We start from the raw sequence: 26,185 nt of genomic DNA on the forward strand, positions 1-26,185 counted from the left end.
GCCGGATTAAGGCTTGAGTTTTTGCCATGTTTCTGTTATATTGAAAAAGCAGGGAGCAAAAACACTCCCTGCCAACCAATTTTACCCTTGTTTGGACTTTACACAAAGTTAGAAGCAGACCCGCTCTTTCAATGAATAGTCCCTCTGATGGAAGACTATTTACAATTTCAGACGGATATCTGTTAACGATTTAAGTACATTTTCAGTCTCCGATGTTTTCTGTCTGCTTTTCTTTTTCGGTTTCCAGGCATCTGCCTGCGTCATTTTGATATGTCCGCACAGCTTTTTATTGAAATCCACAACTATATTTTGTCATGCAAAAGCCGGCCTTCCAACGGATAGATTTTTGTTCTGTCTTTTTGAGGGTCGGCTTAGATTGCTCTAAGAGCCTTTTTCAAATATTTATTTTTCCGGAAGCAAACCGTCGAAAAAAATGTGATTGATTTCCTGCAAAGAGAGATTCAATAAATCTTTTAATAATAATATTTGTTCTCCCGAGAAAGTGCATGAATCTGCATTTTCTTTCATACAATAAGTTTTAACGGAAACATGAAGTGCTTTTGCAAAATCCTTTTGTTTCATATCATGCTCTACTCTTTTTGCCTTGAGCAGATTAGTATCCATTTTTCCACCTCCTAACAATTCAGTAGACTATTTACCATTGTACTATATAAAACAAACAGTAATTTGTTAAGTTTAAATATGGAAATAATTATAAAATTGGTAATGCGGATCGTTGTTTTTTGCCTTTCTGATGTATAATAAATAAAAAATGAGGTGATTGCATTGACCTTTGGTGAAAAAGTGATGCTTCTTTTAAAGAAACCAAATGACACAGAAAGAATTAGCGGAAATAGTTCATACAACAGAGGTATCCATCTCCAGGTATACGAATGATACGCGCATACCGAAAGGGGATATTGTCGTCAAGATTGCTAATGCATTGCATACTACCACGGATTTTCTGCTCAGTGAAGAGGAAAGCATCACCTTGCATTTGCCCATGTCTTCGGCAGAAGCAAAAACAGAGTGCAGGTTTCGCGAGGAATCTGTGCATCCCGTTTTTTCAGAGGCAGAAAAACAATTGCTTGATAACTATAATCGATTGAGTCAAAAAATGAAAAAAGTGCTGCTCCGTTTGAGCGAGACGCTATTGAAAGAAGAGGAAGAAAAAAATTGCCGGTAAAGTAATAAGAGATGCCGTCTGTTCCGTTTGGTTCGGAATAGACGTTTTTTTATGTCTTTTTGTCATAGAATCAGATTCTTTTTCTTGTATTCGCTGGGCGTAATACTGCAATAGGATTTGAAAATTTTGCTGAAGTGATAAATATCGCAGTAGCCCAACCTTTCCGCAATCTCTGTGATGGAAAACAAATTTGTTCTTAAATAGCGCTTTGCCCATTTGATCCGTATAATCTCACGGTATTTCAGAGGAGTGAAGCTGGTGAGTTGGATGAATTGTTTCCGAAAATAAGATTCACTCATCAGGCACATTTTTGCCAACTGTTGGGTCGTGAATTTTTTATTAAAATTCTTATTGATGTATTCGATTGCCAGTTCAATCGGAGAATTTTTAGAGGTGTCAATTGCATTTTTTTCGTATTGAGTACAGATAGCCAGAAAAATTTCGCTCAAAATAATTTTCGCCCACATCAGGGAAAATGGGGAATTTTCTTCCCATATTTTCACCAGAGCATTCACTTTTTTTCGAAAATAAGTGCTGTCGCCTGCACTGAAAAAGGTGGGCAGTCCAAATTTTTTAAAACTGCTTTTTTCATTCAGTGAAAAAGCTGTTGTGACGTATTCCGAAGCACAGTCCCCTGTTTGTACAGAATATAAACTTCCTTTTTCCACAATCAGAAAATCATTTTCTTTGAAGGAAAACACTTTTCCATTCTGATCGGTATAGGTTCCGAATCCCTTTGTAAAATAGACAAATCCACTACTGGAACGTCCGCTTTTAAAAATGCATTTGAAATGTGGTTCTTCCACTTTTCTCAAGATAACGGAGATGGAATCAATCGTCAGATCTCTGTAAAATTCATTGTGCATACTGCGTTACACTCCTTTGTTCCGAAGATTGATTTAAATTATAATCGAAAAGGGAAAAAGTTTCAAGCAAAAAAATCGTTTTATACAAATTATGAGCGAAATGTACATTGAAATCAGATGGCGTTATGTTTACAATGATTTTAGAAGAGAGGAAAGGGGAGTTTTTCTATTTTACGATTTGAAGATTACAGTATAAACGGGGCAGCATTGAAAGAAGCGAATCCTTTGCCAGACATAAAAAATCTGACATACATCCATGCAGATTACGAATTGACGGAGAATATCGCCGAGGAAGAAAAGGAATCGATCGGCAAGGGAATGATTCAAACAATCCTGCCGTATAAGATACAAGATCACTACACAAGGGAACGTATTCCAAGAAAGCACAAGGCTGCTGTTCTGGAAAATGAATATATGAAAGCCATATTTCTGTTAGACCTTGGCGGAAGATTGTGGTCATTGTATGACAAGAAAAGAGATCGTGAGCTTTTGTATGTCAACTCCGTGTTCCAACCGGCAAATCTGGCATTGAGAAATGCTTGGTTTTCCGGAGGAGTGGAATGGAATGTGGGGATTAAGGGGCATAATCCCTTGACCTGCGAACCGCTTTTTGCACAGAGTATAGATAATCATATTCTCAGAATGTATGAATATGAGCGGATTCGTGATATCGTTTATTCGGTTTCGGCACTGTTGAACGAGGATAAACTTTTGATTAAAATCCGAATTGAGAATACTTCGGAAAAAGAAAAATATATGTATTGGTGGTCTAATATTGCAGTTCCTGAGGAGGATGGCACTCGGGTAATTGTGCCTGCAGAGACAACTTTTCGGTGTTATTACAGCAGTGATCATTACATATTGGATAAAACGACCAATCCAATCAGCGAAGGAATTGATATTTCCTATCCGCAGCACCTATCTATGTCACAGGACTTTTTTTATAAGATTCCGCAAAATGAAAGAAAATGGATTGCAAGCGTTGATGCAAACGGGAAAGGTTTACTGCAATATTCTTCCGATCGACTGATTGGAAGGAAAACTTTTTTGTGGGGACATGGGAATGGCGGAAAACGGTGGAATTCCTGGCTTTCCAACGGGGAGGATAAATATATTGAAATCCAGGCGGGGCTTATGCACACACAGCTGGAACATTTTGTGATGAACAAACATTCTGTGCTCGAGTGGACGGAATGTTATATGGCGTTGGATTGCGACCCAAAAATGGTGCATTCCGACGATTGGAAGACCGCTGTGGAAACAGTGGAAGAGCAACTTCACAAGAGATTTGCTGGTTCCTCTATCGATGCTTACGCGAATCAACTGTTTGTGGAAAAAGAGGGAATATTAAAGCATTACGGCTCAGGTTGGGGAGCTTTGGAAAATCAGGTTCGAGAGCAAACAAAACAGCAGAAAATCAGTGACCTTGTCTTTCCGGAAGATTCCTTGACGAGCGAACAGAAAAATTGGAGCAAATTTTTGAAGACAGGTGTTTTAGATTGTCCGAAGGTGACAAAATGGCCGAATAGTTATATCGTATCAAAATTTTGGTTAGATACTTTGAATGCATCCATTCAGGGTGGGCAGAATCTCCACTGGTACGGTTATTATCAGCTGGGTGTGATGAAGTATGCCAATGGTTTTGTGGACGAGGCGAAAGATTGCTTTATTGAATCTCTGAAACAAGAAAAAAATGTTTGGTCTTATCGAAATCTTGCCTATCTTTATAAAAATGAGTATGGGAATATGGAATCGGCAAAGGATTACATTATACAAGCGATGGAATGCCATGTGGAATGCAGAGCACTGTATATCAATTATGCCGAGATATTGACAGCTTGCAAAGAATTTGCGTTATGTTTGGCGATGCTGGATTCCTTGAAAGCAGTTTACCGAGAGGATGGACGACTTCAGTTGTATCGTGTCATCTGCTATATGGAACTGGGAGAATTGGAACAAGCTAAAAACATTTTGAAACCTGATTTTATTATGAATGATGTCAAGGAAGGAGAACTTTCTATATCGGATATCTGGTGTCGGCTCCATACAAAAATAATAATGAAAACGCAGAACAATCTGGATGAAAGAAGTGCGGAAAGAATGGCGAAAGAGAAATATCCTCTTCCAAAAGAACTGGATTTCAGAATGCATGCAGCCGAGGGGGAGGAATGATATGAAAATATTGGATACTTGGAAACCGCTTTGCGCAGAAGAGTCTGATCATAAAATCAGCGTGAATCTGGACGGAAGAGAATACAGCTTGGATCACACCGTTTTGTTTTCTTCTATGAAATCGTTGGGTGAAGAATTGTTGGCAAGGCCGATTCGAATGATAGGAAGAGAAAATGGCAAAGAGTTGACTTTTGGTGACGGTGGTGTTTTTATACACGCCAGAGATGATGAGAAGGTTGTGATATGCAGTTATCAGCAGAGTGAGAGTTTTCTTTTTAACTGTACGATTACAGTAGAATATGACGGATTTTCCCTAATTGATTTAAAGTTGGTGCCCAAAGGCAGAACGATGCAGCAAATTTTCGGATTGGTTTCCGAACAGCAGGCGCCGGTATGTTTGGAAAAGTTATGGCTGGAGATTCCCATTGTGTCATCGCTTGCGGAACTATATCACATTTTTCCAGAGGCGGACATCATGTTTGAAAATGAGAATACTGTTCGGCGCGAATTTAGCATGAGCGGGCGTTTAGACGGAAATGTTCGGATGCCGTTTAAACCTATTATATGGCTGGGAAATGAAGAAAAAGGCTTTGCATTTTATGCAGAAAGCGATGAAAATTGGCAGCCGGATGAGGAAAACAGTGCCATTGAAATCATCCAAAAGAAAGAGGAAACCGTCTTAAGACTGCATCTCTTGGATAGTGTACCCGAGACTTGGAGGGATATTCAACAAGAGAAAAGGCAGGATATTTGTTTTCCGATTTCTTACAAATTTGCGCTGCAGGCAACCCCTGTGAAAGCTTTTCCTGAAAACCCATATCGCAGAAAAATTTTACATATTGACTGTTTTAAAAAAATTTTAGAGGATTACAGCGATTTTTTGAAAAACGATTATTTGGAAACTCGGGAAAGCGTATACGATCGCATTCAAAGATTGGGTGTTACCACATTGGTGCTGCACGAAAAATGGAATTCCTACCAGAATTATTGGGAGATTTCCGAAAAGGATTTTTGGCAAACACAACAAATCGTGGAGGAATGCCACAAGCGAGGAATTGAAGTCATTCCTTATTTTGGATTTGAATTTTCCACTTTGAATCCGCAGTGGACGGATCGAAAAGAAGAGATTCTGAAGATTGCGCATAACGGACATTTTGGCGGGGGATGGTATCGAAAACCTTATCAGAGAGATTATGTTGTCTGTTATAACAGTGATTGGGCAGAGGAGTTTGTCGTCGGATTCAAAAAGTTATATGAGGAAATGAAATTCGACGGTATTTATCTTGATACTACCTTAAAGCCAAATTCCTGTTGTAATCACAAACACGGATGCGGATATCAGAAAAACGGTCAGGTTCATTATACATATCCGGTTTTCTCTACCAGACAGTTTATTCGGGAAATTTACCGGTTTGTAAATCAAAAGGGAGGATTAGTAAATTCTCATCTCAGCAATTGTATGAACGCATCTTCTTTGGCATATACCCATCTAAACTGGGATGGCGAGGCGGTTCAGATGTGTATTCGGGACAACGGAATTGAAGCGATTCCGCATGATTATATTCTGACACAGTATACCGGAAGAAACATTGGTGTTCCGGTGGAATTACTGGTATATGAATATCCGCCGGAATGGACCTTTGAAAAATCTTTGCCATTCTCATTGGTGAACGGGATTTTGCCTCGACCCAACGATGTAGGAAAACCTTTGGAATGCATGTCGGAAATTTGGAGAATTCTGGATGACTTTCCGGTAGAGGATGCAGAGTGGATTTCTTATCGGAATCGTGCAAACGAGTTGGGCTGTTCACATCCGGATGTCAGGATAAGTTATTATAAAACAGCTCAAAGACGGCTTGTTTTTATCGCCAATGTGGGAAAAAGCATTGTAGAAGATACAATTATTGCACACACTCCGGTAATAGAGGTATATGATTGTTTGAAAAACAGTTTTGTGAACTTGGAAAATAGTTCTTTTGAAATTAGGTTAAAGGAACTGGGACTTAAAATATATATCATTAAATAATAAAAGAACGGAGGAAAGATCATGAAAAAATACGGGAAATGGGTTTCTGTAATCTTGGTCTTCGCTATGACGGTGACACTTTTCGCCAGCTGCGGCAAGGATTCTAAGATCAACGGAAAAAATGGTTCAAATTGGGATAAACTGGGGGATACAGGGGGAGTGACTCTTCCTCTGGATGACAAGAACACCAAATTAACTTATTTTACTACAGAAGATAGTCAGTACGATGCAAATAAACTGTATATTATTGAAAAATACAGAGAAATTACAGGTATTGATCTGGAATTGGTTGTGACACCATCCTCGACGGCAACGGAAAAATTCAGTGTTTTAGCGGCATCCAAAAAATTACCGGATATCATTGGTGCAGGGATGAATAACAATGCATTGAACAATATTGCCCAGCAAGGTGCATTGGCATCTGTTGATGATTATGTGGATAAGCTGCCAAACTATAAACGAATTTTTGTGGATGATGATCGATATAATTGGGTGTCAAAATCCTATCAGGCGGCAGACGGAAAAATGTATATCTTCTTCGGATTTGATATGCAGAGGGATGTCAATCACGGTATTTTGTACCGCAAAGACATTTTTGATAAGCATGGCATCAAAATGTGGAACGGACCCGATGAATTTTACGCGGCGCTGAAAAAACTGAAAGACATCTATCCGAAATCTTTTCCTTTTACAGCGAAATATAAAGAAAATATCATCGACCATTTGGCAACCAGTTGGGGAATTACCGGTTTTACTCCTTATTATAATGAGGAGGAAAAGATTTGGAAATATTCTGTGAACGATCCGCAAATGAAACATCTGTTGGATTATCTGAGAAAGCTGCACAGCGAGAAATTGCTCGATCCGGAATTTTTGACCTTGACGGAAGCGGCATGGTCCTCCAGAATGACGCAAAAAGATACTTCTTTTGTCACTTTTGATTGGATAGGGAAATTGGATATTTTCAGCGAGCAGGCAAAGACTTCTATCCCGGGATATGATTTAAGATATGGAAATCCAATTGGTCCGAAAGGTACCATAAAAACCCTGTCAAAAGTTTTTAACGAAACAGCGGTTTCTAAAAACAGCAGAAGTGAGCTGGCATTTCGTTTTCTTGATTTTCTTCTGAGTCCTGCCGGGGCTGCCCTGAGTACAATGGGTGTGGAAGGGGAGACCTATACGATTGATGAAAACGGAATAGTAAAATATCCCGATTTTCCGGAAGACAAAAAGGTTTCGATTACTGATTTAGATGAAAAATACGGACTTTTCCAGATTTCCAAAAGATATGATCGACGTTCGTGCTATTTTAACTTTACCGAAAGAGAGCAGGAAGCGCAGGATAAAGGTGTGAATGAAAACCGTATGGAACCGGAAGACCCAATATTAGCATTCACGGAACAGGAACGTAGTGCCATTATGGAAAAGGAATCAAAAATTATTTCCTCCGCTAAAGAGACTTTTGTGAAATACATTATGTCTGCAGATTCCGGAGATGCTGTCTGGAACAAATGGGTGCAAGAATCAAAACAGCTGGGTGCAGATGACATTATCAAAATATACAACGACGCACAGAAACGATACGATGCACAATAAATTTGACGGCAGATGAATAGAATGGGGTTGAAGATGATGAAGAAAAGAATACTTTCCATTTATACAGCACTCGCATTGTTTTGTTCCGCTTGGATTGTTCCGTCTGCGGCCATTGCTGCGGAAGCAGCGATGACACCATCTGAGTATGATCACTTGTATACCAACTTGGCGCCGGAGGCAACAGAAATCAAATTTGAAGCTTTTGATAAAAAGGGCAATAACATCGTTGACACTTATTATCCTTTGACGTACATGACGGACGGAAAACTGAATACAGCAGTGCGCACAAAATATGCTTATAGTTTTCAATATGCGACTTACGACTTTTTTTTCAAAGATCCGATCACTTTCAATAAAACGGTTTTATTTGACGGCGGCGGAAATATCCGTGAATACGAAATACAAATTTCGGATGATGGACAGAACTGGAAAAGCGTGCATTCATATAGCGGGCAGGTTCCAAGGGGAAATAAGTATGCCTATTTCGAAGAGGTTACGGCAAGCTTTATAAGAATTCGAATCAGCCGTGTAGGTGTGTATGGCGGAATGACTATGTATTTCATGCCGGAAATCAATGAATTTGAAATTTACAATGTCACAGAAACAGAAACTTATCGCTTGGACAATATCTTAAAGGAAGCAGACAACTTTCTGCAGTCTCAGGCAAAGAGCGGACCTCCTTATTTTCCGGACAGAATCAGCGCTTTGGAGAATGTCGTAAACGAGGCGAAGGAATACAAAAAATCTTCTGCAGTGCAGAATCATGAGTTGGAGAATTATGTGACAAAAATCCGTGAGGCGCTGAATTATGTGTCCGCTGATTTGGACTACACCGAAGAGCAGTATGAGACATATATTTACAATCGGAAAAATCGGCTTACAGCGGCATTGGATAACAATCCGCTTCCTTCCACCATCAAAGAGGCAAACGGTTATGCAGAGGCGGCAAAGCCATTACTCAAGTCTATAATACGCGACAATACCAGTATGTTGTGGGAGGACATCGGCTCCTTTGGCAATCTGAAGCCAAATATGCACGAAGGAGTCATTCTTTCCAAGATTTCGACGATGGCACGGGCTTACACCTATCGATACAGCCCACTGAAGGGAAATGAAGAGCTACGGGATGCCATTGTCTATGCTATGGATATCTTTCAGAAATATTGGTATGGAAACGACATGGACTATTACGAACCGATGATTGCTTCTCAGATTGTCGCCAGAGTTATTTCCTTTTCGGATGTTGCAGTAATGATGTATGACGAGATGGACTATGAGACATTGGCAAGAATTTCTCGTTCTGTCCTGTCCATGCAGGAGAGAAATTATATGCAACAGAGTGGAGTCAATTTGTATGAGATGGCTGTTGGTGCAGCAAGACTTGCCGCTGTTGTGCGGGATGAAGATCAGTATTTGCTGAATTTGAATACCATCATGAAAAATGCAACGGCTACTTATGATAAGACAACGGAAAAAAATACATTGAAAGACGGCTATTATGTTGACGGTTCCTATATTTTTCATAACGATATCCCATATGCGACAGGATATGGACTATACGGAATCATTCAGTTGCTTGCCTTGTTGAAAGATGCGGATGGAACTGTATGGCAGCTTCCGGATGAAGAATTGAAGGGATATTTGAAATCTTGGGCTTTGGACACTTATATTCCTCTGATGTGGCGCGGCAGTGCGATGGGAAACAACAACGGAAGAAGTATCGATGAGGTGAACGGAGAGAAAGGACCGGCGCGTCAGATTCAGCAGATTCTGTCTCAAATTACAGAGCTGGTGAAAGAAGAAGAGTTTACGAAAAAAATATACGGTTACATGAAATACTGGAATCTTACGGACAGTTCCGCTAACCCTGGTACATTAGGCTCCGCTGTGGATAAAGTTATTGCCGATGACAGTGTGGAGGTGGCAGAGCCACTATACCTCAACAAGGCGATGCGTTTTTCAGATCGAGCAATTCATCATCGAGGTGACTGGGCGTTTGCACTTGCCATGAGCTCCAAGAGAATTGCCGCTTATGAATCCATGTCGGGGCTGAATAAAAAAGGATGGTACACAAATCTTGGCATGACCTATTTCTATGACTGTGACGATATGCAGTATAACGGAAAAAGTTATTTTGAGGTCGTGGACCCTTATCGTCTTCCCGGTATCACTGTTATCAAAACAGCAATGGAAGAAAAGGATTTGGGGCATTCTTCAGATGCTTTGAAGCAGGCATATGCAGGAAGTGTATCCTTAAATGAAGAATATGGTGCAGCAGCCTATAAGCCAGAGCAGTTATATGCAAATCTCAATGCCAACAAGTCTTACTTCATGTTTGATGATGAGGTTGTCATGCTCGGATCCGGAATCAGCGCAGATGTCAAAAAGGACAATGTGGAAACAATTGTCGAACAAAGAATTATAAGTGACGGAAAGTCGGATGATATTGCAGTAAACGGAAGCGCCGTAAAGGGCACGGCTATCCGCGAAAAAGAGATTGCAGATGTGAAAACAGCACATATTCAAGGGAGAACAGAAGGTTCTCAATTCGGTTATTATTTCCCCGAAAAAACGACGGTGAAGCTGGATAAACAAATTCGAGAAAGTAACGATCAGAAATACAAAGGCACTGTTGCAGCTCTTTATATTGATCACGGAAAAACGCCTTCTAACGCATCTTATGAGTATGTAGTTCTTCCGGGGAAAACAATAGAAGAAACACAGGAGTACAAACAAAACCCAGATGTTGAAATTCTTGTAAATGAATTAAATTGCCATGCTGTCAGGGAAAATACATTGAATATTACAGGGATGAACGTTTTTTCCAATGAATCTGCAAAAGCAGGAAGCCTGACCATCAATAAGGCATGTGCTGCGATGCTTCAGGAGGGGGAAAATGTGATAGACTTTGCGCTCAGTGATCCGACATTGGAAGGCAACGGGATCATCGATGTGACGATTGATCAAAGTGCTGCTAAGGTGATTTCCTGCGATGAAAATATCACGGTCAAATCATTAAGTCCGAAAATTGAACTCCAAATCAATACGGATAACACTTACGGAAAGTCTTTGAAAGTGAGCTTTTCAAAAAAAGGGTGCTTTAACATTGATCCTATTCGGTTTTCCGATATTATCGGACATTGGGCAGAAGCAGATATTGTGGCGATGAACCAGCAAGGGTATGTCAATGGAGTTTCTGAGGAATCTTTTCGTCCGGACGATGGCATGACCAGGGCGGAGGTTGCTGTCGTGCTGAACAAAGTGCTTGAAAATGATAAAGTTCGATATCAGGGAGATTTTCAGGATGTTCATCCGTCTGCATGGTATGCAAATGATGTGGCAACGGTGCACGCAAATCATGTGATGCTTGGAAACGCCGGGCTTTTTTATCCTGAACAAGCCATTACTCGGGAGGAATTCGCAAAGATCATCGGTGGGCTCGTTTATACGGGAAAGCCCTTTGATATCACTACTTTCCAGGATTACAGCGAAATTTCCGATTGGGCAGAAGAGGGAATCAGCACGGTCGCCGCTGAGGGTTTAATGATTGGCGATGATAAGGGCAGTTTCCACCCTCATAGAAGTGTTACAAGAGCGGAAGCAGTATCCGTATTGCGACGTTATAACAATTTAAACAAATAAAACAGGAGGTGGCTAAATGAGAAATTTTCGAAGACGGACGATATCAATCCTGTGTATGATTACTTTGCTTTTCAATATATTTGCCTTCGTTGCTGCAGCAAATGACAGTTTTGCGGAGGGTGCGGTGAATGAAAAGCTGGAGTTTTTACAGTCATTGGGAGTCTTGGAGGGGGAAGAGAATCTTTCAAGAGAAATCACCAGAGGAGAATTTACCAAGCTGATAGCAGATTTGTTTTTTTCTTATATTGATTACAGCAAGGATTATTCCGACCATTTGTTTAATGATGTGAGTCGGGAACATCCTTATTACAGAGAAATTACCGCTTTGCGATCGCTTTCGGTTATAAGCGGAGATGATTTTCAAAATTTTTATCCTGCCCGAATGATTGATTTTCATCAGGCGACAACCATTTTGGTCAACGCGATTGGCGGTGGAGTATATGCAAAGGCCAAAGGTGGCTATCCAACGGGTTATTTGGCAGCGGCTTCCGAAATTGGGATGCTGAAAGGTCTCTCAAACGGACAAAACTTTTTTCTGAAAGATGCGGTAACCCTGCTTTACAATACCCTTTTCGCCAATGCTTATGACATCACAATCCACAATGACGGCAGTTTTTCCATTGATAAAAACACAAATCAGACCTATTTGGAAAAATATCTAAAGATTTATGAATTTGACGGTATTATGACGGACGATGGCTATACTACCATTGATCATTCTGCCACGGTAGGAGTTGGAAGAATCGTTGTGAAGCTTCAGCGCTCCTCTCATAAAGTAATTCTGGATATCGGAGATACGGAAATTTTGCATTATTTGGGTCAGCGCTTGGTGATTTATGCCAAAGAAAACGAGGATGCGACCAGAAATGACATCGTTTACTATCGAGTGTCGGACAAGGTGAGCTCTCGCACGGTGAATGCAAGGGATATTCTTGAGTGCGCTGCGAACTATGTGGAGTACCAGGTCTCTGAAGACGCAGTCAAAACCAATAAGCTTTATCTTTCAGATGCTGTTGATATTTTTGAGAATGGCGTGCGCGTGACGGACATCCATTCCATCAACCCCCATATTGGTTTTGTACTTTTTGTGGATAACGACAGTGACGGAAGCTATGATTTTGTGAACATCACAAAATTGAACTATGATATGGTCATTGATGGTGTTTCTGCAAGCGACTATACCGTGCGTTGCCGGCAAAATCCGGTCAATTCTCTGCAGTTTGACGCAGACTATAAGGAATATGTGAGAATCTGGAAAAACGGAACATTGATTGATATGGCTAATATTCAGTCGTTTGACATTGTTTCAGTTGCAAGATCTCCATATGAATCGGATGGACACTTTGCCTATAATCTGTATGTTTCTAGCGATGTAGTGGAAGGAAAAATTGATTCTAAGGAAACCGATGAGAAAAAACTTTTTATCAATGGTTCGGGATACCGGATTTCAAATCAGCTCACATCTGCGAATGAAAGACTGTTTGAAACGCTGAAAATGGACGAGTTGACAACTTTTCGTCTCAATTATCAGGGAGAAATTGCTTATATGGATAAACAGAAACCGGAAGCAACGAACTATTGTTATCTGGTTACTCTATACCGAGATGAGGACAATTTTAATGAGCCGATGTTGAAAACTTACACCCTGTACGGAGAATTTCAGGATTATACGCTTTCAGAAAAGATTACAGTCGATGGTGAAGTGGTTGACGGAAGAAACAATGCAGGAAATTCCGTGGAGTTGATTGATGAGGTAAGAGAAATGCTTTGCCTGAGACCGGACGGGGCGTATCACATTCCTGATGCGGCGTCCTTGCAGGCCTACAGCAAGTGTAATTCCTCTATCTATCCGAGACCGGCTGTAATCAGTGTCACCAAAAACGGGAAGGTACTCAAAATCGATACTGACACCAATGAGTATAACAGCAATGACGAGAAGCAGTTGATTCCGGGAAAACGTTATATGAGAAACGGGTATTATTATACCGCAAGTCTGGGAACCTTTGACGGAGAGTTTTTTATCACAAGCGATACCGTAATCATGCAGGTCCCGGATGTGGATCGGTATGATATCGGTACGGGTCAGAGCGTTACCAATATGAATGCTTTTGAAAAGGATTTATATGACATCAATAACTATAAGCTTTTGACGCTGAGTGAGTTCAATGCGATAGGAAGCGGCTATTCGTTGGATATGCAGCCCTATAATATTGATGAAAAAACAGGGGTTGCCGATCTTGTAGTGCTTCGGGGAAGCATTGTACGAACGACCTATCTGCTTGCACCGATTTATGTCTTCACCAGAATGACAGAATATTACGACGAAAAAAACGAAAAGACCATCAATAAGATCTATTATCTCAATGGAGATAAAGAAGAATATATGTTGTTGGACAGAGATAATCTGCATGAGTACTATAATAATATTATTTTCGGAGGAAAATATCCAATTGCTTTTGCAAATAGCGGAACAATGAATGAATCGGTGTCTAATTATGTGGAAGTGGAACCGCTCAAAAAGGGCGATATTATTTATTGTATCTCGCAAAATGGTTATTTGCATCATATTCAAAGAGAATTGAACATCAGTAAGATCAATGAAAAAACAGCCTCTTCTTATCGCCCGTCGCTGTCAGAAATTCCTTACGGAACAGCAGCTTATAATGCTTCCAGTTCAGGGATCCCGTATGACCAGAGGCCCTATCCGGTAAAGGGATATTCGCAGACGATGAACCTTGAATTGTTTATTCCGTTGTCTTTTTCAAACAATATATTGAAAATTATGGAGCCATACAGAAAAGGAACAACCATCATCGGAAGTTTTGAGGATTTCATTGGGAACGAAGAAAAGAAAGAGGTTTGGGAGCGTTATATCGGCATCAATCAAAGCAAGCTCAAAATCATGGTCGTAACTGAGAAAAACTGTGACATAGAACACGACAACTGCAGTTTCGAGGTGCATCCCGGAACGGTTGAGGATATTATCACGGCGGATTCCTTCGGCAATTATGATTACCACAAGGCTTCCCGAATCTATTCTTATTCCGTCAAAGGGGATTACAACATTTTTGTGGTGATGAATCTGACCGAAAAACACAATACACACACCAGATAGAAATTTCGGCAGAAAATCAACAGTCGCTTTTTATAAGGGATGGCATTCAGTGAAAAGAGATGTTATGCTGTCTGTCATCTGAATGAAGGAGATGCAAAATGAGAAAAAGAATCTTTTGTGTGAGCCTCGTTATTTCAATGTTGCTGAGTTTTTTCGGATTTGCTGAGGATTATAGCACGCATTGGGCAAATGAGGAAATTACCTATCTTATGGAAAAAGGCATCATTTTGGGAGATGCTGATGGAATCAGACCAGATGACGTGATCACAAGAGCGGAATTTGCCAAGGTGATAAACAAGAATTTTGGTTTTCGGGAAATTGGTGAAAATATTTTTTTGGATGTGAATGAGAAGGATTGGTTTTACCAGGATATACTGATTGCCGTGAAGGCAGGCTATCTGAAGGGTGACAGCAATCAACTGGCAAATCCAAATGCTATTCTGACACGTCAGGAAGCATGCGTGGTCTATGCCAGACTGCTGAAGTTAGATGTCAGTGATACGGATCTGGATTTTGCGGATAAAATCCAGGTTCCGGCCTGGGCGAAAGGCTCAGTGAAAGCATTGGTAAAACTGAAAATCATCAACGGGTATGGAGACAATACGTTCAGAGGTAACACGGGGATCACGAGGGCGGAAGTGTTCTCTACAGTGGTACGCTTGGAACGGAAAGCATTGGAAGACAGTTTGCCATCGATACCGGACAACACAGGAAATTCTTCGATTTCACTAGGCGGACATTCCGGGTCCGGTGGCGGAGGCAGCGGTTCTTCCGGGGGCGGCAACAGCGGCAGCACTTCCGTCATCCCCGAAATACCAATTATCAATGCGGTTAATTCAGGAACAAGAACGGTTCGCTGGAAAAGTGTTCTGAATGCTGTGGAATATGCTGTGAAGGTTGTTCGTACCACAAATGGGGTCAATACAGAAAAGGAGTTCCGTGTAAAAGAGAACTATGTGGATTTGGTAGATTGTACCGTTGAGATGTTAAAAAACGGAAAGGTTGCTTTGGAAACCTTTCAGGTTGCAGTCAAATCCATTGGCAGGAAAGGAGAGTCCGCTTTTTCAGATTTCTGCGATATGAACATTACGTTTAACACTGTCGGCGTTCCAAATGATCTCCGAGTGGAGACGATAATGGATGAAGAAGAAAATGAAACGATTATTGTTTGTTGGTCAGAGGTGCCGGATGCGAAGGAATATCGAATTTCCATAGAATTTGATGGTATTTATGTACCGCTTACGGTAACAGGAACTCAAGCTGTCATACCTTCGGAAAAATTTGCGAGCATGGAGCTGGAAAACAACGTTCAGTTTGAAACGGTTAGTGGAAATCCAGATCTCTTGGATTCTCCTGTGCTTACCAAAAAACTAAAAATGCCGCTTTACGGCGGTGGCGAGGGGACAAAAAAAGATCCCTATCTGATTTCTAACGAGAGACATTTTCATAATATTGCGAGAGATCCTGCCTCCAATTATAAAATCATAAAAGATATCAAGTTGGCGAAAATTGTTACGATTCCAGAATTTTCCGGAAGTTTGATTGGTGATGTGGACGGCAGGGCTGCGGAACTTACCATCCATTATAACCCGGAGGATAGTCCTCAGGCAGACGGCACTAAGGGAGGCTTGTTCACCAAACTGTACAACGCAACCGTGGAAAACATTGGTATTGCCGGGAAATTTACTGCTGGAGTTTCTTCCGGAACGCTTGCCAGCAGAACCGAAGGTGCTACAGTAAAAAATTGTTACAATGCTGCAGAAATTAATATCACAAGCGGCAGCTTATGCGGCGGTCTGATTGGAAGTGCAAGCAATTCTTCTGTGATTACAGGCTGCTATAACAAAGGAATTTTTCGCTATACTGGAAGCGGATTGGTTTATCATGGCGGTGTGCTCGGATATATGAGCGCTGCTTCGGTTATCAATTGTTGGAATGCGGGAGATTTGGATTCCGCAAGCGGACAGATTGCAGGGGTAGTGGGAGCGTTGTATTCCGGCACCCTCACCGGTGCGTATAATTCCGGGACAGTGAAAGGAGCATCTGCTGCAGGCATCTTCGGAATGACATCAGGTGACCAGAATATTATGGTTTCTTCCGTATTCAACTCGGGAACCGTGACAGCAACAGGAGTTGCTTCTGCTATTGGATTGGATATCGCTTCCAAGGGCGGACTGAAAAAACTGGATGAGGCATATAATATCGGCACCGTCAGCGGTGCGAAAACGGCGTGTGTATACAGCACTGTCTCAGATTATAATCCTGCGACGGGATCCGGCTGTTTGATCGGGGATGAGATTTATTCTGTGAATCCGGGAAAGGCATATACTGTCAATAACCCAACGGTCAAAGAGATTACAGCGGATCAACTCTCAAAAATGCTTTTTCCATCCAAAGGGCTGGAGGTGGACAGTGAATCTTCGTATCGGTATCCCAAACTTCCGGGATACCCCTATATGGCCAAACCGAAGAAATTGTCCAATCCTGTTATTGAAAATGTGATCTATGATGGAGAAACGGTTCTTCTTCATTTCATGGCAGATATGAATGCGACGAAAAACAAAATTGAGATTTATCAGGATAATATATTGATCGATGCGCTTCTGACAAAGGAAAACAGTGTAGACATTCTGAGCAGTTTGAATGGATATGGTGACTATGTCATTCAGGTAACTTCTCTTGGAGATAACGGCTATTTATTTGAGAATTCTGGAGTTACATCCTATACATACACACACAAGAAATATACCGTCCCGGGGCCTACATTCGCAGAAGTGATATGGTCTAACGAAGGGCAAGAGGCATATAAAGTATGCTGGAATCCGATTCAGGATCCCTGTCTGGAAGGATATAATGTCTATGTATATGACAATACGGGTGTAAACTTGGTGGATGAAGTGCATGCGCAAAAGAATACTGACTATCTTCTTGCGGAAGGGATGGGAGTATTGTTCGGAGACGACTATAAAGTATGTGTGGAGGCTTTGTTCAGTGATAAGGATCCCTCCACAACCTCTGAATTTCATATTCCCACGAAGTATGCCGGAGGCAAGGGGACCGAGGCAGAACCGTACGGTATTGCACTGCAACGTCACTTTGAAAATATGAAGGACAGTCACGCTTATTTTACACTGAAAGAAGATGTTGATATAGACAGCACCTATCAGCCTTTCCGTTTTAACGGGAAATTGCTTGGAAACAACAAAACAGTTACCGTCAATATTTTCGGTGATGTGATTGCCTTCACATCGCAGGAACATAAAAATGTCGGTCTGTTTTCAGAGTTATACGGAAGTGCACTTGTACAGGATCTTGTAATCGATGGAACTGTGCGAGGATATGGTTTGGTCGGCGCATTGGCAGGAAATGTTTCTGAGGCAAGCGTTACGGTGAAGAATGTGACCAATCGTGCAGATGTGCAAGGGATCGGAAATTCCAGCGGTTGGGGAGACAAATACTATATCGGCGGAATTTTCGGAAAAGCAACCGGCTCTCATTACAGCTATTTAAGAAACGAAGGAAACATCAGCGGTTCTTATTATGTGGCAGGGATTGTCGGACAATCTTATGCATTGACTCTGAAGGATTGCTCCAATGTGGGCAATGTGACAGCGAGAGGCGAGGGCGTTGCAGGTATCGTTGCTTATTTTGATGGTTCTTCTGTGATTCAGCGTTGTTATAATACCGGGGAAATCAGTGCAAAAAATATTGCGGGCGGTATTGCCGCTATGAGTGCAGGGACGAACTCGTCCATATCAAATTGCTATCATACAGGCAATGTCACAGTTCAGGGGGCAGCTACCTATTGTGGCGGAATTTTGGGTCTGGCAAATGCCAGCAGAACAATCAACGTAAAGGCATGCTACAGTATAGGGCAAGCGCTGTCACCGATTGCCAGTCCGGTTGCATCGATCAATCCTTCTTCTTGCTATTATCTCTCAAAGGAAGAAACAGACGCATATGACGGGACAACCGCTTTGAGCGAACAGCAGATGAAAGATTTTGACAATTTTAAGGGATTTGACCATAGCATTTGGAACACAGAAGATGGATATGATTATCCACAGCTCATGGAAAATCCTCATCAATAAGGAGGGGCAGCATTGCTACAACTGGATTGTCTTATGAACAGGCTCAAACAAGATATACAGACTATGGAAATTGCACCGAATTCCAGACAGAAACTTTTGGAGTGTGCAGAATATATCGAAAATGATTTCGCTGCAAGCAAGGCCGTGACCGAATACTATCATCGGCTCTTTGAAAGCAACGAAAGCATCGGTTTGGATATTGCAAACTTTTCGGATTTGGGGACAGACAGCTATTTGTTTAACCTTCTGTTTCTCATTCGCCTCTCTGTTCTTACGAAGAATGGAAAGTACCGTTATCACGGAAAAAGCATTGATTTTTTGGCACAGTATAACCGCTTTACAGAACGAAATTTTCAGCAATATGGAAATTATGGACTCAAAGGGACTCATCGCTATTGGGTTTACCGCTATCTCAAGCCGGACATTTTTATGTTGGGGAGACTTGCTTTTGAACTGTTAGAATTCCATACACCTTATGACATTTATTGGGATCAGATTACCGGTGAATCGATTCCAATTGCGGTGGAGGGCTATGGATACACCGATGAAGGCAAACAACCCGGAGATGGATATCAAGGAAAGCTTTTTGTCACGGAAATTCGTGATGGAAAGGGGTATACTTTTGACAGGGATGGGAGACTTCTTTTTTCTCCCGTCTCCATTTCGGGGTTCGAACGAGTTGTAGCACAGGGTGACCCTGTTATCGGAGTGCATATGCCGGGAAGAGAAAAATTATCAGAGGAGGCGGTGCAGGAATCGTTTGCTTGCGCCAAAACCTTTCTTGCCGAACATTTCCCCAATTATCTCTATAAGGCATTTGTATGCAGTTCCTGGGCATTAGACACGGGCTTGAAAGCGTTTTTGAAGGATTCCTCCAATATTTTGAAGTTTCAGAAACTGTTTCGGATTGTGCTTGGTCCGGTCAACACGTTTTCTCTGCGGATGGACATCTTTCACAGAGAGGATGAGATCAGTATCGATTTATTGGTGCCGGAAAATCAATTTCAAAGTGATATGCTTTCCTTTGCTAAAAAAGGCGGGAAACTATATAGCGGAAAAGGCTATATCCTTCCGGAAAGTTCGAATCTGTTTTCGTAAATATTCCTTAGGATAGCCTCGCAATCAAACAAAGAAGGGAGGTGGGAAGGAACGCTTTTATCATCCAAACAGCTTGTGCTGTGTGCAACTATGGGGCGACGAAATCAATAAATCTTAAGAAGGGGAGGCTTAGTATGAAAAGATTTTTTTCACTGTTTATTGCAATGTTATTGTTGTTAAGTGGTGCTTTGATCCCGGCAAGTGCGGAAGACACGACCTCAATCTTCACCGGAGATGAATTTGTCAGCCTGATCAAGGCCAATCCAAACGGTTCTTTTGTTTTGGAAAACAACATTACTTTGCCGACAAATTATGCACAGATTGAAAGTTTTGGCGGAACGCTGGACGGAAACAATAAGACCATCACAGTCACAATGAATGGTAGTGGAATTTTTGGGAAGTTATCCGGCAGTGCGGACGTTCATGATCTTACGATTGCAGGGACGATTAACGGAGGTTCTGCACAGAATGTCGGTGCATTGGCAGGCACTACTGTTGACTGTACAGACGGCAAGGTGACGAATGTCACCAATACTGCAACCGTCAAGGGGAGCGGAAGCAATTTCGGCGGGATTTTCGGCACCTTGGCAGGCAGTATTACAGCCACTTATCTCATTAATACCGGTGACGTGACAACAACCAGTTATTATGTGGGCGGTATCGCAGGATATCAGAGCGGTCAGAATACTGTTATACTTCAATATGCAGCAAATATGGGTAATATCACAGCAGGAAATTCCACCGCAGGCGGGATTGTCGGTTGGTCTTACGGAAACATTTATTTGTGTTATAATACGGGGAAAGTGCAGGCAACAAATGATTTTGTAGGCGGTATTCTGGGAATTGGACTGACAGACGGAGCTATCATTTCCAAATGCTACAATGCAGGAGAGATTATATCATCTAAGGGAGCTGCCAACGCGGGTGGCATTTTGGGCGGAGTCAGAAGCGGCAGACATATGAGCGTCACACGCGGATATAATGTCGGCAAGGTCAACGGTGTTAGTTATAATGCGCAGATTGCACCGGAGGAAAGCTGTTATTATGCTTATATGCATCGCCTGTCAGAGAGCGACTCCGATCGCTCGGACAAAAGCACTTATTATAAAAATCCAATTGATATGACGTCAGAAAACATGAAGCAGCTGGATCAGTTTGACGGTTTGGAAACATCTGAGACTGCGGAATGGCAAATAGCGGATGGCGGTTATCCATATCCCCAGTTGGTCGGATTTTTGCAACCGGTCGGAACAGTGAGCAATCCGATTGCAATCAGAGATGCGGCAGATTTTTTGGACATTGAAAAGAATTCCTCTAAGGCATATCGACTGGAAGCGGATATTACTCTGCCGGATTACGAACCATTTATCTTTTCCGGTAAGCTGGACGGAAATGGCAAAGTCATCACGGTAATCCAAGATGTTTATAAGGCGGATTTGGGACTGTTCTCCGCTCTAACCGGAACGCCGGATATTAAGGATCTCACTATTGAAGGAAAAATCGGCGCGGGAGTTTCCAAAGGTATGGATAACATTGGTGCATTAGCAGGAAAAGCATCCGAATGCAGCGGAGGTTTTATCACTAATGTAGTAAACAAAGCAACGGTTAATGGTTATTATATGGTCGGCGGGATTTTCGGAAAATGTGCTAACTTAACAATGAAAAACGTGCGAAATGAAGGAACTGTTCGTGGAGATAACGCAGTAGGCGGCGTTATAGGTTATTCGCCGACAGCTGTAGCATTCTGCGGAAATTCGGGCTTGGTTAATGCCAATAATTCGACTGTGGGCGGCGTTGTCGGATGGACCTACTCCAATGTGAGCAATTGTTGGAATATCGGAAAAGTCTCTGCGAAAAACGGAGGCATTGGCGGAGTTGTCGGTATTCTTTCTGCGGATGCAAAAATTTCCGATTGCTATAATGCAGGAACGATATCTTCACAAAAAGTCAGTACCGGCGGTATTTTAGGAAGCACAGCAAAAAATGTGAGCGTTTCCAATTGTTATAATATTGGAACAGCTTCTCATGCAAACACTTCCGGACCGATTGCGCCGGTTGGTCTGACAAGCGTTGGATTCTCAAACTGCTATTATCTGTCGGCATCCGATGCAGAAGAGGACAGTTATAATGGAACAACAGCAAAAACTCTTGCGGATATGCAGTCTATGAGTATGGTTGCTATGCTGGGAGGTTCTTTTGAAAACGGAACGGAAGACTATTCGTTTCCTCAGTTGGCAAATTTCCCGAATAACAGCAGGGTCATATTCTATACTGTTACGGTAAATGTTTCTGCCGACGGAACAATCAATGTTCCTGCAGAAAACTATGTGAAGGAAGGCGAAGACTTCTCATTTCAAGCACTTCCAAACGACAATTGCTATATTGATTCCATTCAGGCGAACGGAGTAACTGTGGTTTCGGAAAACGTAGGTGCAAGAGTATACAGCATGCCGCAAGTGACTGAGGATACAACTATCAGCGTTACATTTGTCCCGATGAAAGAGACTTTGCCGGACATTTTGACGATTCCGACACCAGCAGCATTGTTCCTGGGAACAGAGGGCGGGGTTCCGTATGGAATCTCTTTTGCAACTGTAAAGAATATTTACAACGGTTATACCGTGGAATATGGAATTCTGTTTACCAGTGATTCCTCCAAAGCAAATCTTACAGATATGGTTGTGGACGGCGATAACGTTTTAAAAGCGCCTGCTGTGACACCTGCCAACGCTTTGGGGCAGTTTGGCATTCGTTTCTGCGGCATCAAATCGGGAAAGACCTATTATACGAGAGCATACGCCGTTTACCAGAATACCGCAGGCGAAAAAAGATATTATTACAGTGACATCAGAAGCTTCGAATCCTAAATCAATTTCTGGGCAGAAATAAAACAATAGCAAAACAGATTCTGTCGCTGAGGGGAAGTGGATTGGGCAGTTCATTTTGATCATTATTACAGGAGGCTCTTGCTATGTTGTTGACAGGGTTGATTTTGGTTTTTAAGACATTACAGTATTATTTTTCAAAACAAAGTTCTGTCTGCATCAGGGGGCGAGCGAACATTCTTCTTTTCAATCTGATTTTGCATATGATGTGTATGCTTTGGTCAGGAGCTTATCTATGGTCAGGAGAAAATGTTTTTGCATTCAACACAACCACGGTGTCATTGGCTTTTTTTGCGGCAATATCTCTTGGCGTAAGCATGGTAAGTAATTTTTTGGCTCTGAAGAGAGGTTCGGTGCTTCTTGTAAGTGTGTTCACTTCATTGGGAATTGTATTCCCTTGTATCTTTGGATGGACAGTTTTGTATGAGCCCTTTCGCATATCACAGCTTTGCGGCATATTGCTTTTGCTGATTGGTATTTTTATTCTGCTTGATATAAAAAAAATAAAAACAATGGATTTCAAATTACTTCTGTTGGTTATGTTATGCGCCTTATCAGAGGGAAGCACTATGATTGCACAGCAATTGTATGCAGAATGGATGCCGGCGAATACCAATGCAACTTTTTCGGCACTGATGTTCGGTTTTACAAGTCTGTTTTTTTTTCTGCTGAATCTTGTTTTTGCAAGAAAAACGGAAAACCGGAGAAGTCTGGGAAAAAAGCAGGCCGGATATGCAGTTATTCTCTCTGTTTTACTATTTTTGATTAACCAGTTCGTTATTTATGCCTCGTCGCAAATAGATTCTGCTATTCTTTTTCCTATTGTGAGCGGGGGTGCGCTCCTGCTTGGATCGGTTGTAGGGGCGATATGTTTTCGGGAGAAATTCACAAAGCGTAACAGTATTGCTTTGATTGTCAGCATTTGTGCGGTGATTCTTCTGAATATAGGATAAATCGCTTTTGCGAGAGAATGGTCAGACTCTTTTGGACAGGGTAAAAAGGAGCTGCAGCTCCTTTTTAATTTTCTGAAAGATATTCTGCAAACTCTTGACAAGAGAGGAGACCGAATTGTATCGTCTCCTCTTTCTTATGCCGGCCGAAGGCGGCGGAAACAATGCGCTTTCGGCAATGAAACATTCCGGCGAATTGATTTATCCGACGATTATGAAGTTTTACAATATGAAGAAAGAATGTGCCGAAAGGTATTTTCGGGATATGTGGCTTGTCGCACATAGCTTGGCGACACTGGCTGTAACGGCTGGGTGTCCGTACAGTGATGACGAATTGCAGAAAATTATGGCAGGCTTCAGTCTAAGCTTACTTAAAGCAATGAAAGAAATCGATGGATTTGCTGAAAACACATATGATAAGAAAGGTGTTTTTGAGACTTTAAATCATAAGCAAGTCTGAAACTTTATGGGAACATATGCATAACGTTGATGTTTCGCGGAATACAAACAATCGAAACAGATTTACCATCTTTGAGGTTAGAGATACTTTTTATTTCAACACACAGAAATATATTCTGGATTCCCGAGATAAAATTCCTTCTGAGCTTTTAGCAGAGGATAGCTTCAAAAGGCAGCTGATCGGTTACAGCACGGACAGCGAAGGAAAGATCCGGGAACTTATCACACCTTCTGATGGACCCGGACAGAAAAGCTTCTTTTGTTCTTTGAAGCTGAACAATACCACTTATTCGCAGAATGGGCGCACTTTGGGAGAAGGAAAATTATGGTAGATGCCCGGACAAAGATTTTTGTCATTCCGGCAGACGAGAACAACAGAGAGGACGAAAAGTATGGCACGATGGCTGTGAATGACTTAAACACCATGCATAGCTATCCGGTGGAGGCTTATCAGATCAGTGACCGGCAGACAGCAGATATTTTGGTGCTCCGTGGTTCCTTTAAAGGAGTCACCTATGAAAACTCAATGGTTGTTTTTCTCCGCAAGGCAGCCAGTGTGGATGAAAAAGGGGAAATGAAAGACAAAATTTATTATTTCGAGGACAACCAGGAAAAATCAGCCTACATTGATTATTCGGAATACCCGGCGGCACAAAGTCTGGACAGAGGAGATGTGTTCCGTGTCAGCCTGGAAGGAGAAAAGGTTGCAGGGTTTGAATACCTTTATGATTTTGACGAAGAGAAATGGATGCTTTCCAAAAACCCCACCGATACTTCCTATCAAGGCTCCAACCGTATTTCATGTGGTTATATTGCCGCCTATGACGGAGAGATTATCCGGATGTCTTATGAGAAAGACTTTGACAAAAACGATGTCTATTCGATGGAGGGCTACCGGGCCGGAGCCTTTTCCAAAATTCTTGTAAGTGATGAGGGCGGAAGAATTTCAGTTCGCACCGCACTGACAACGGACATTCATCCGCAGGATCGGGTCATCTTTATGCTTCGGTCAGGTACCGCAAGACAGATGATTCTTCTGCAAAAAGCATCGTGAGAAAAGGACGAACGTCCCTTTGTTTTAGAAATCAAAACAGATAAGAAAATCAACAGTTTAAGGAGAATATATACATGAAAAAGATAGGCTTTATCGATTATTATCTGGACGAATGGCATGCAAATAATTATCCGCAGTGGATTAAAGAGCAACCAAAAGGAAGCTATGAGGTAACCTACGCTTATGGGGATATCGATTCTCCGGAGCCAAACGGGAAGACAAACGAGCAATGGGCGGCAGATATGGGGATCTATCTCTGCAGTTCTATTGAAGAGGTAATAGAGAAAAGCGATTGTCTCGTTGTCCTGTCGCCGGATAATTCGGAACAGCATCTTCGGCTGACAGATCTTGCGGGAAAATCAGGAAAAAGGCTTTACATAGATAAAACCTTTGCGCCGGATAAACAGACGGCATTAAAAATTTTTGAAAACGCGGATATTCATGGAACGCCGTGCTATTCCACATCTGCGCTGCGGTTTGCATCCGCTTATACGGAACTCGACAGAGAAAAGGTTAAATTCATCCAATCAATCGGTCCGGGCGAGTTCAATATGTATTGCATTCATCAAATTGAGCCGATTGTTTCTATTATGGGAACCGATGCCAAACGGGTGATTTTCTTAGGAGATCAGCAGTATCCATCTGTATTGATTGAATTTGCAGATGGCAGGAGCGCACAGTTTACAACGATGTTTACAGCTCCCGGATTTTCTATGAAGGTAGGATATGAAGATGAGAATAAACCGGTTCAGGCACTTGAAATTCTGCCGACATTTTGGAATTTGTTTATCGATAATTTAATCGAATTTTTTGAAAGCGGAGAAATCAAAGTGCCCCATGAGGAAACGGTTGCTATTGCAGCAATCCGTGCAGCCGCTATTCAGGCCAGAAAGAAGCCCTTTACATGGATAACGGTAGAATAGGAGTGACTAACTATTAAAAGTCAAGACATTTTTAAAAAAATTAAGTAATTGAAAAATAGGCGCACTTAAACAAGCCCTATGTTTCAAGGACTAAAAAAATATTAGATAAAGATTATCTCAAA

The 26,185-nt window shown here is 41.7% G+C and carries 16 protein-coding genes; 14 read left to right on the plus strand and 2 right to left on the minus strand.

What is annotated here, in order from left to right:
• Nucleotides 1–402 precede the first annotated feature (402 nt).
• Nucleotides 403–624 (minus strand): helix-turn-helix transcriptional regulator, encoded by a 222-nt coding sequence (locus KQI32_RS10330; RefSeq protein WP_216424918.1) that lies wholly within the window; start codon nt 622–624, stop codon nt 403–405.
• A gap of 205 nt (nt 625–829) precedes the next feature.
• On the opposite strand from KQI32_RS10330, the gene KQI32_RS10335 reads away from it, so the two are divergent.
• Nucleotides 830–1,186: a helix-turn-helix domain-containing protein gene (locus KQI32_RS10335; RefSeq protein WP_216424919.1), complete on the plus strand. Its 357-nt coding sequence runs from the start codon at nt 830–832 to the stop codon at nt 1,184–1,186.
• Nucleotides 1,187–1,248: 62 nt separating this feature from the next.
• Here the strand turns inward: KQI32_RS10335 and KQI32_RS10340 are convergent, their stop codons facing one another.
• Complete coding sequence (locus tag KQI32_RS10340) at nt 1,249–2,052, minus strand: AraC family transcriptional regulator (RefSeq protein ID WP_216424920.1); 804 nt, start codon at nt 2,050–2,052, stop codon at nt 1,249–1,251.
• A 225-nt stretch (nt 2,053–2,277) separates the two neighbouring features.
• Here KQI32_RS10340 and KQI32_RS10345 point away from each other — a divergent pair, with 225 nt between their 5' ends.
• The 13 genes from KQI32_RS10345 to KQI32_RS10405 all read left to right on the plus strand — a co-directional run bounded on the left by KQI32_RS10345 (nt 2,278) and on the right by KQI32_RS10405 (nt 26,063).
• A complete protein-coding gene (locus tag KQI32_RS10345) occupies nt 2,278–4,224 on the plus strand; it encodes a DUF5107 domain-containing protein (RefSeq protein WP_216424921.1) in 1,947 nt (648 codons plus the stop codon).
• Between the two features lies 1 nt (nt 4,225).
• A complete protein-coding gene (locus KQI32_RS10350; protein ID WP_216424922.1) occupies nt 4,226–6,250 on the plus strand; it encodes a hypothetical protein in 2,025 nt (674 codons plus the stop codon).
• A gap of 21 nt (nt 6,251–6,271) precedes the next feature.
• Complete coding sequence (locus KQI32_RS10355) at nt 6,272–7,846, plus strand: extracellular solute-binding protein (RefSeq protein ID WP_216424923.1); 1,575 nt, start codon at nt 6,272–6,274, stop codon at nt 7,844–7,846.
• A 33-nt stretch (nt 7,847–7,879) separates the two neighbouring features.
• The gene (locus tag KQI32_RS10360; RefSeq protein ID WP_216424929.1) at nt 7,880–11,488 is read left to right on the plus strand and encodes a polysaccharide lyase family 8 super-sandwich domain-containing protein; all 3,609 of its coding nucleotides are present in this window, start codon (nt 7,880–7,882) and stop codon (nt 11,486–11,488) included.
• 16 nt (nt 11,489–11,504) lie between these two features.
• Entirely contained in the window at nt 11,505–14,603 is a 3,099-nt protein-coding gene (locus tag KQI32_RS10365) for an S-layer homology domain-containing protein (protein WP_216424931.1), read from the plus strand.
• Nucleotides 14,604–14,701: 98 nt separating this feature from the next.
• Complete coding sequence (locus KQI32_RS10370) at nt 14,702–18,694, plus strand: S-layer homology domain-containing protein (protein ID WP_216424938.1); 3,993 nt, start codon at nt 14,702–14,704, stop codon at nt 18,692–18,694.
• A 12-nt stretch (nt 18,695–18,706) separates the two neighbouring features.
• Nucleotides 18,707–19,792 (plus strand): hypothetical protein, encoded by a 1,086-nt coding sequence (locus tag KQI32_RS10375; RefSeq protein WP_216424939.1) that lies wholly within the window; start codon nt 18,707–18,709, stop codon nt 19,790–19,792.
• A gap of 134 nt (nt 19,793–19,926) precedes the next feature.
• On the plus strand, nt 19,927–22,659 hold the full coding sequence (locus KQI32_RS10380; RefSeq protein WP_216424942.1) for a hypothetical protein: 2,733 nt from the start codon (nt 19,927–19,929) through the stop codon (nt 22,657–22,659).
• Between the two features lie 104 nt (nt 22,660–22,763).
• Nucleotides 22,764–23,630 carry an EamA family transporter gene (locus KQI32_RS13670; protein ID WP_216424944.1) on the plus strand — a complete coding sequence of 289 codons (867 nt, stop codon included), beginning with the start codon at nt 22,764–22,766 and terminating at the stop codon, nt 23,628–23,630.
• Nucleotides 23,631–23,745: 115 nt separating this feature from the next.
• On the plus strand, nt 23,746–24,087 hold the full coding sequence (locus KQI32_RS10390; RefSeq protein WP_216424946.1) for a hypothetical protein: 342 nt from the start codon (nt 23,746–23,748) through the stop codon (nt 24,085–24,087).
• A 16-nt stretch (nt 24,088–24,103) separates the two neighbouring features.
• Nucleotides 24,104–24,418, plus strand: coding sequence for a hypothetical protein (locus tag KQI32_RS10395; protein ID WP_216424948.1), 315 nt, complete (start codon nt 24,104–24,106; stop codon nt 24,416–24,418).
• Nucleotides 24,412–25,140, plus strand: a complete 729-nt coding sequence (locus tag KQI32_RS10400; RefSeq protein ID WP_216424950.1) for a hypothetical protein — start codon at nt 24,412–24,414, stop codon at nt 25,138–25,140. Before KQI32_RS10395 ends, KQI32_RS10400 begins: the two co-directional genes overlap by 7 nt.
• A gap of 74 nt (nt 25,141–25,214) precedes the next feature.
• Entirely contained in the window at nt 25,215–26,063 is an 849-nt protein-coding gene (locus KQI32_RS10405; RefSeq protein ID WP_216424952.1) for a hypothetical protein, read from the plus strand.
• Nucleotides 26,064–26,185 lie beyond the last annotated feature (122 nt).

The organism is Acetivibrio sp. MSJd-27 (assembly GCF_018918095.1).
GTDB lineage: Bacteria > Bacillota > Clostridia > UMGS1840 > HGM11507 > HGM11507.

Excerpts from the sequence above, each read along its gene's own strand:
- KQI32_RS10330 (WP_216424918.1), bottom strand. The coding sequence starts at position 624 with ATGGATACTAATCTGCTCAAGGCAAAAAGAGTAGAGCATGATATGAAA.
- KQI32_RS10335 (WP_216424919.1), top strand. The coding sequence starts at position 830 with ATGACACAGAAAGAATTAGCGGAAATAGTTCATACAACAGAGGTATCC.
- KQI32_RS10340 (WP_216424920.1), bottom strand. The coding sequence starts at position 2,052 with ATGCACAATGAATTTTACAGAGATCTGACGATTGATTCCATCTCCGTT.
- KQI32_RS10350 (WP_216424922.1), top strand. The coding sequence starts at position 4,226 with ATGAAAATATTGGATACTTGGAAACCGCTTTGCGCAGAAGAGTCTGAT.
- KQI32_RS10355 (WP_216424923.1), top strand. The coding sequence starts at position 6,272 with ATGAAAAAATACGGGAAATGGGTTTCTGTAATCTTGGTCTTCGCTATG.
- KQI32_RS10360 (WP_216424929.1), top strand. The coding sequence starts at position 7,880 with ATGATGAAGAAAAGAATACTTTCCATTTATACAGCACTCGCATTGTTT.
- KQI32_RS10365 (WP_216424931.1), top strand. The coding sequence starts at position 11,505 with ATGAGAAATTTTCGAAGACGGACGATATCAATCCTGTGTATGATTACT.
- KQI32_RS10370 (WP_216424938.1), top strand. The coding sequence starts at position 14,702 with ATGAGAAAAAGAATCTTTTGTGTGAGCCTCGTTATTTCAATGTTGCTG.
- KQI32_RS10380 (WP_216424942.1), top strand. The coding sequence starts at position 19,927 with ATGAAAAGATTTTTTTCACTGTTTATTGCAATGTTATTGTTGTTAAGT.
- KQI32_RS13670 (WP_216424944.1), top strand. The coding sequence starts at position 22,764 with ATGTTGTTGACAGGGTTGATTTTGGTTTTTAAGACATTACAGTATTAT.
- KQI32_RS10395 (WP_216424948.1), top strand. The coding sequence starts at position 24,104 with ATGCATAACGTTGATGTTTCGCGGAATACAAACAATCGAAACAGATTT.
- KQI32_RS10400 (WP_216424950.1), top strand. The coding sequence starts at position 24,412 with ATGGTAGATGCCCGGACAAAGATTTTTGTCATTCCGGCAGACGAGAAC.
- KQI32_RS10405 (WP_216424952.1), top strand. The coding sequence starts at position 25,215 with ATGAAAAAGATAGGCTTTATCGATTATTATCTGGACGAATGGCATGCA.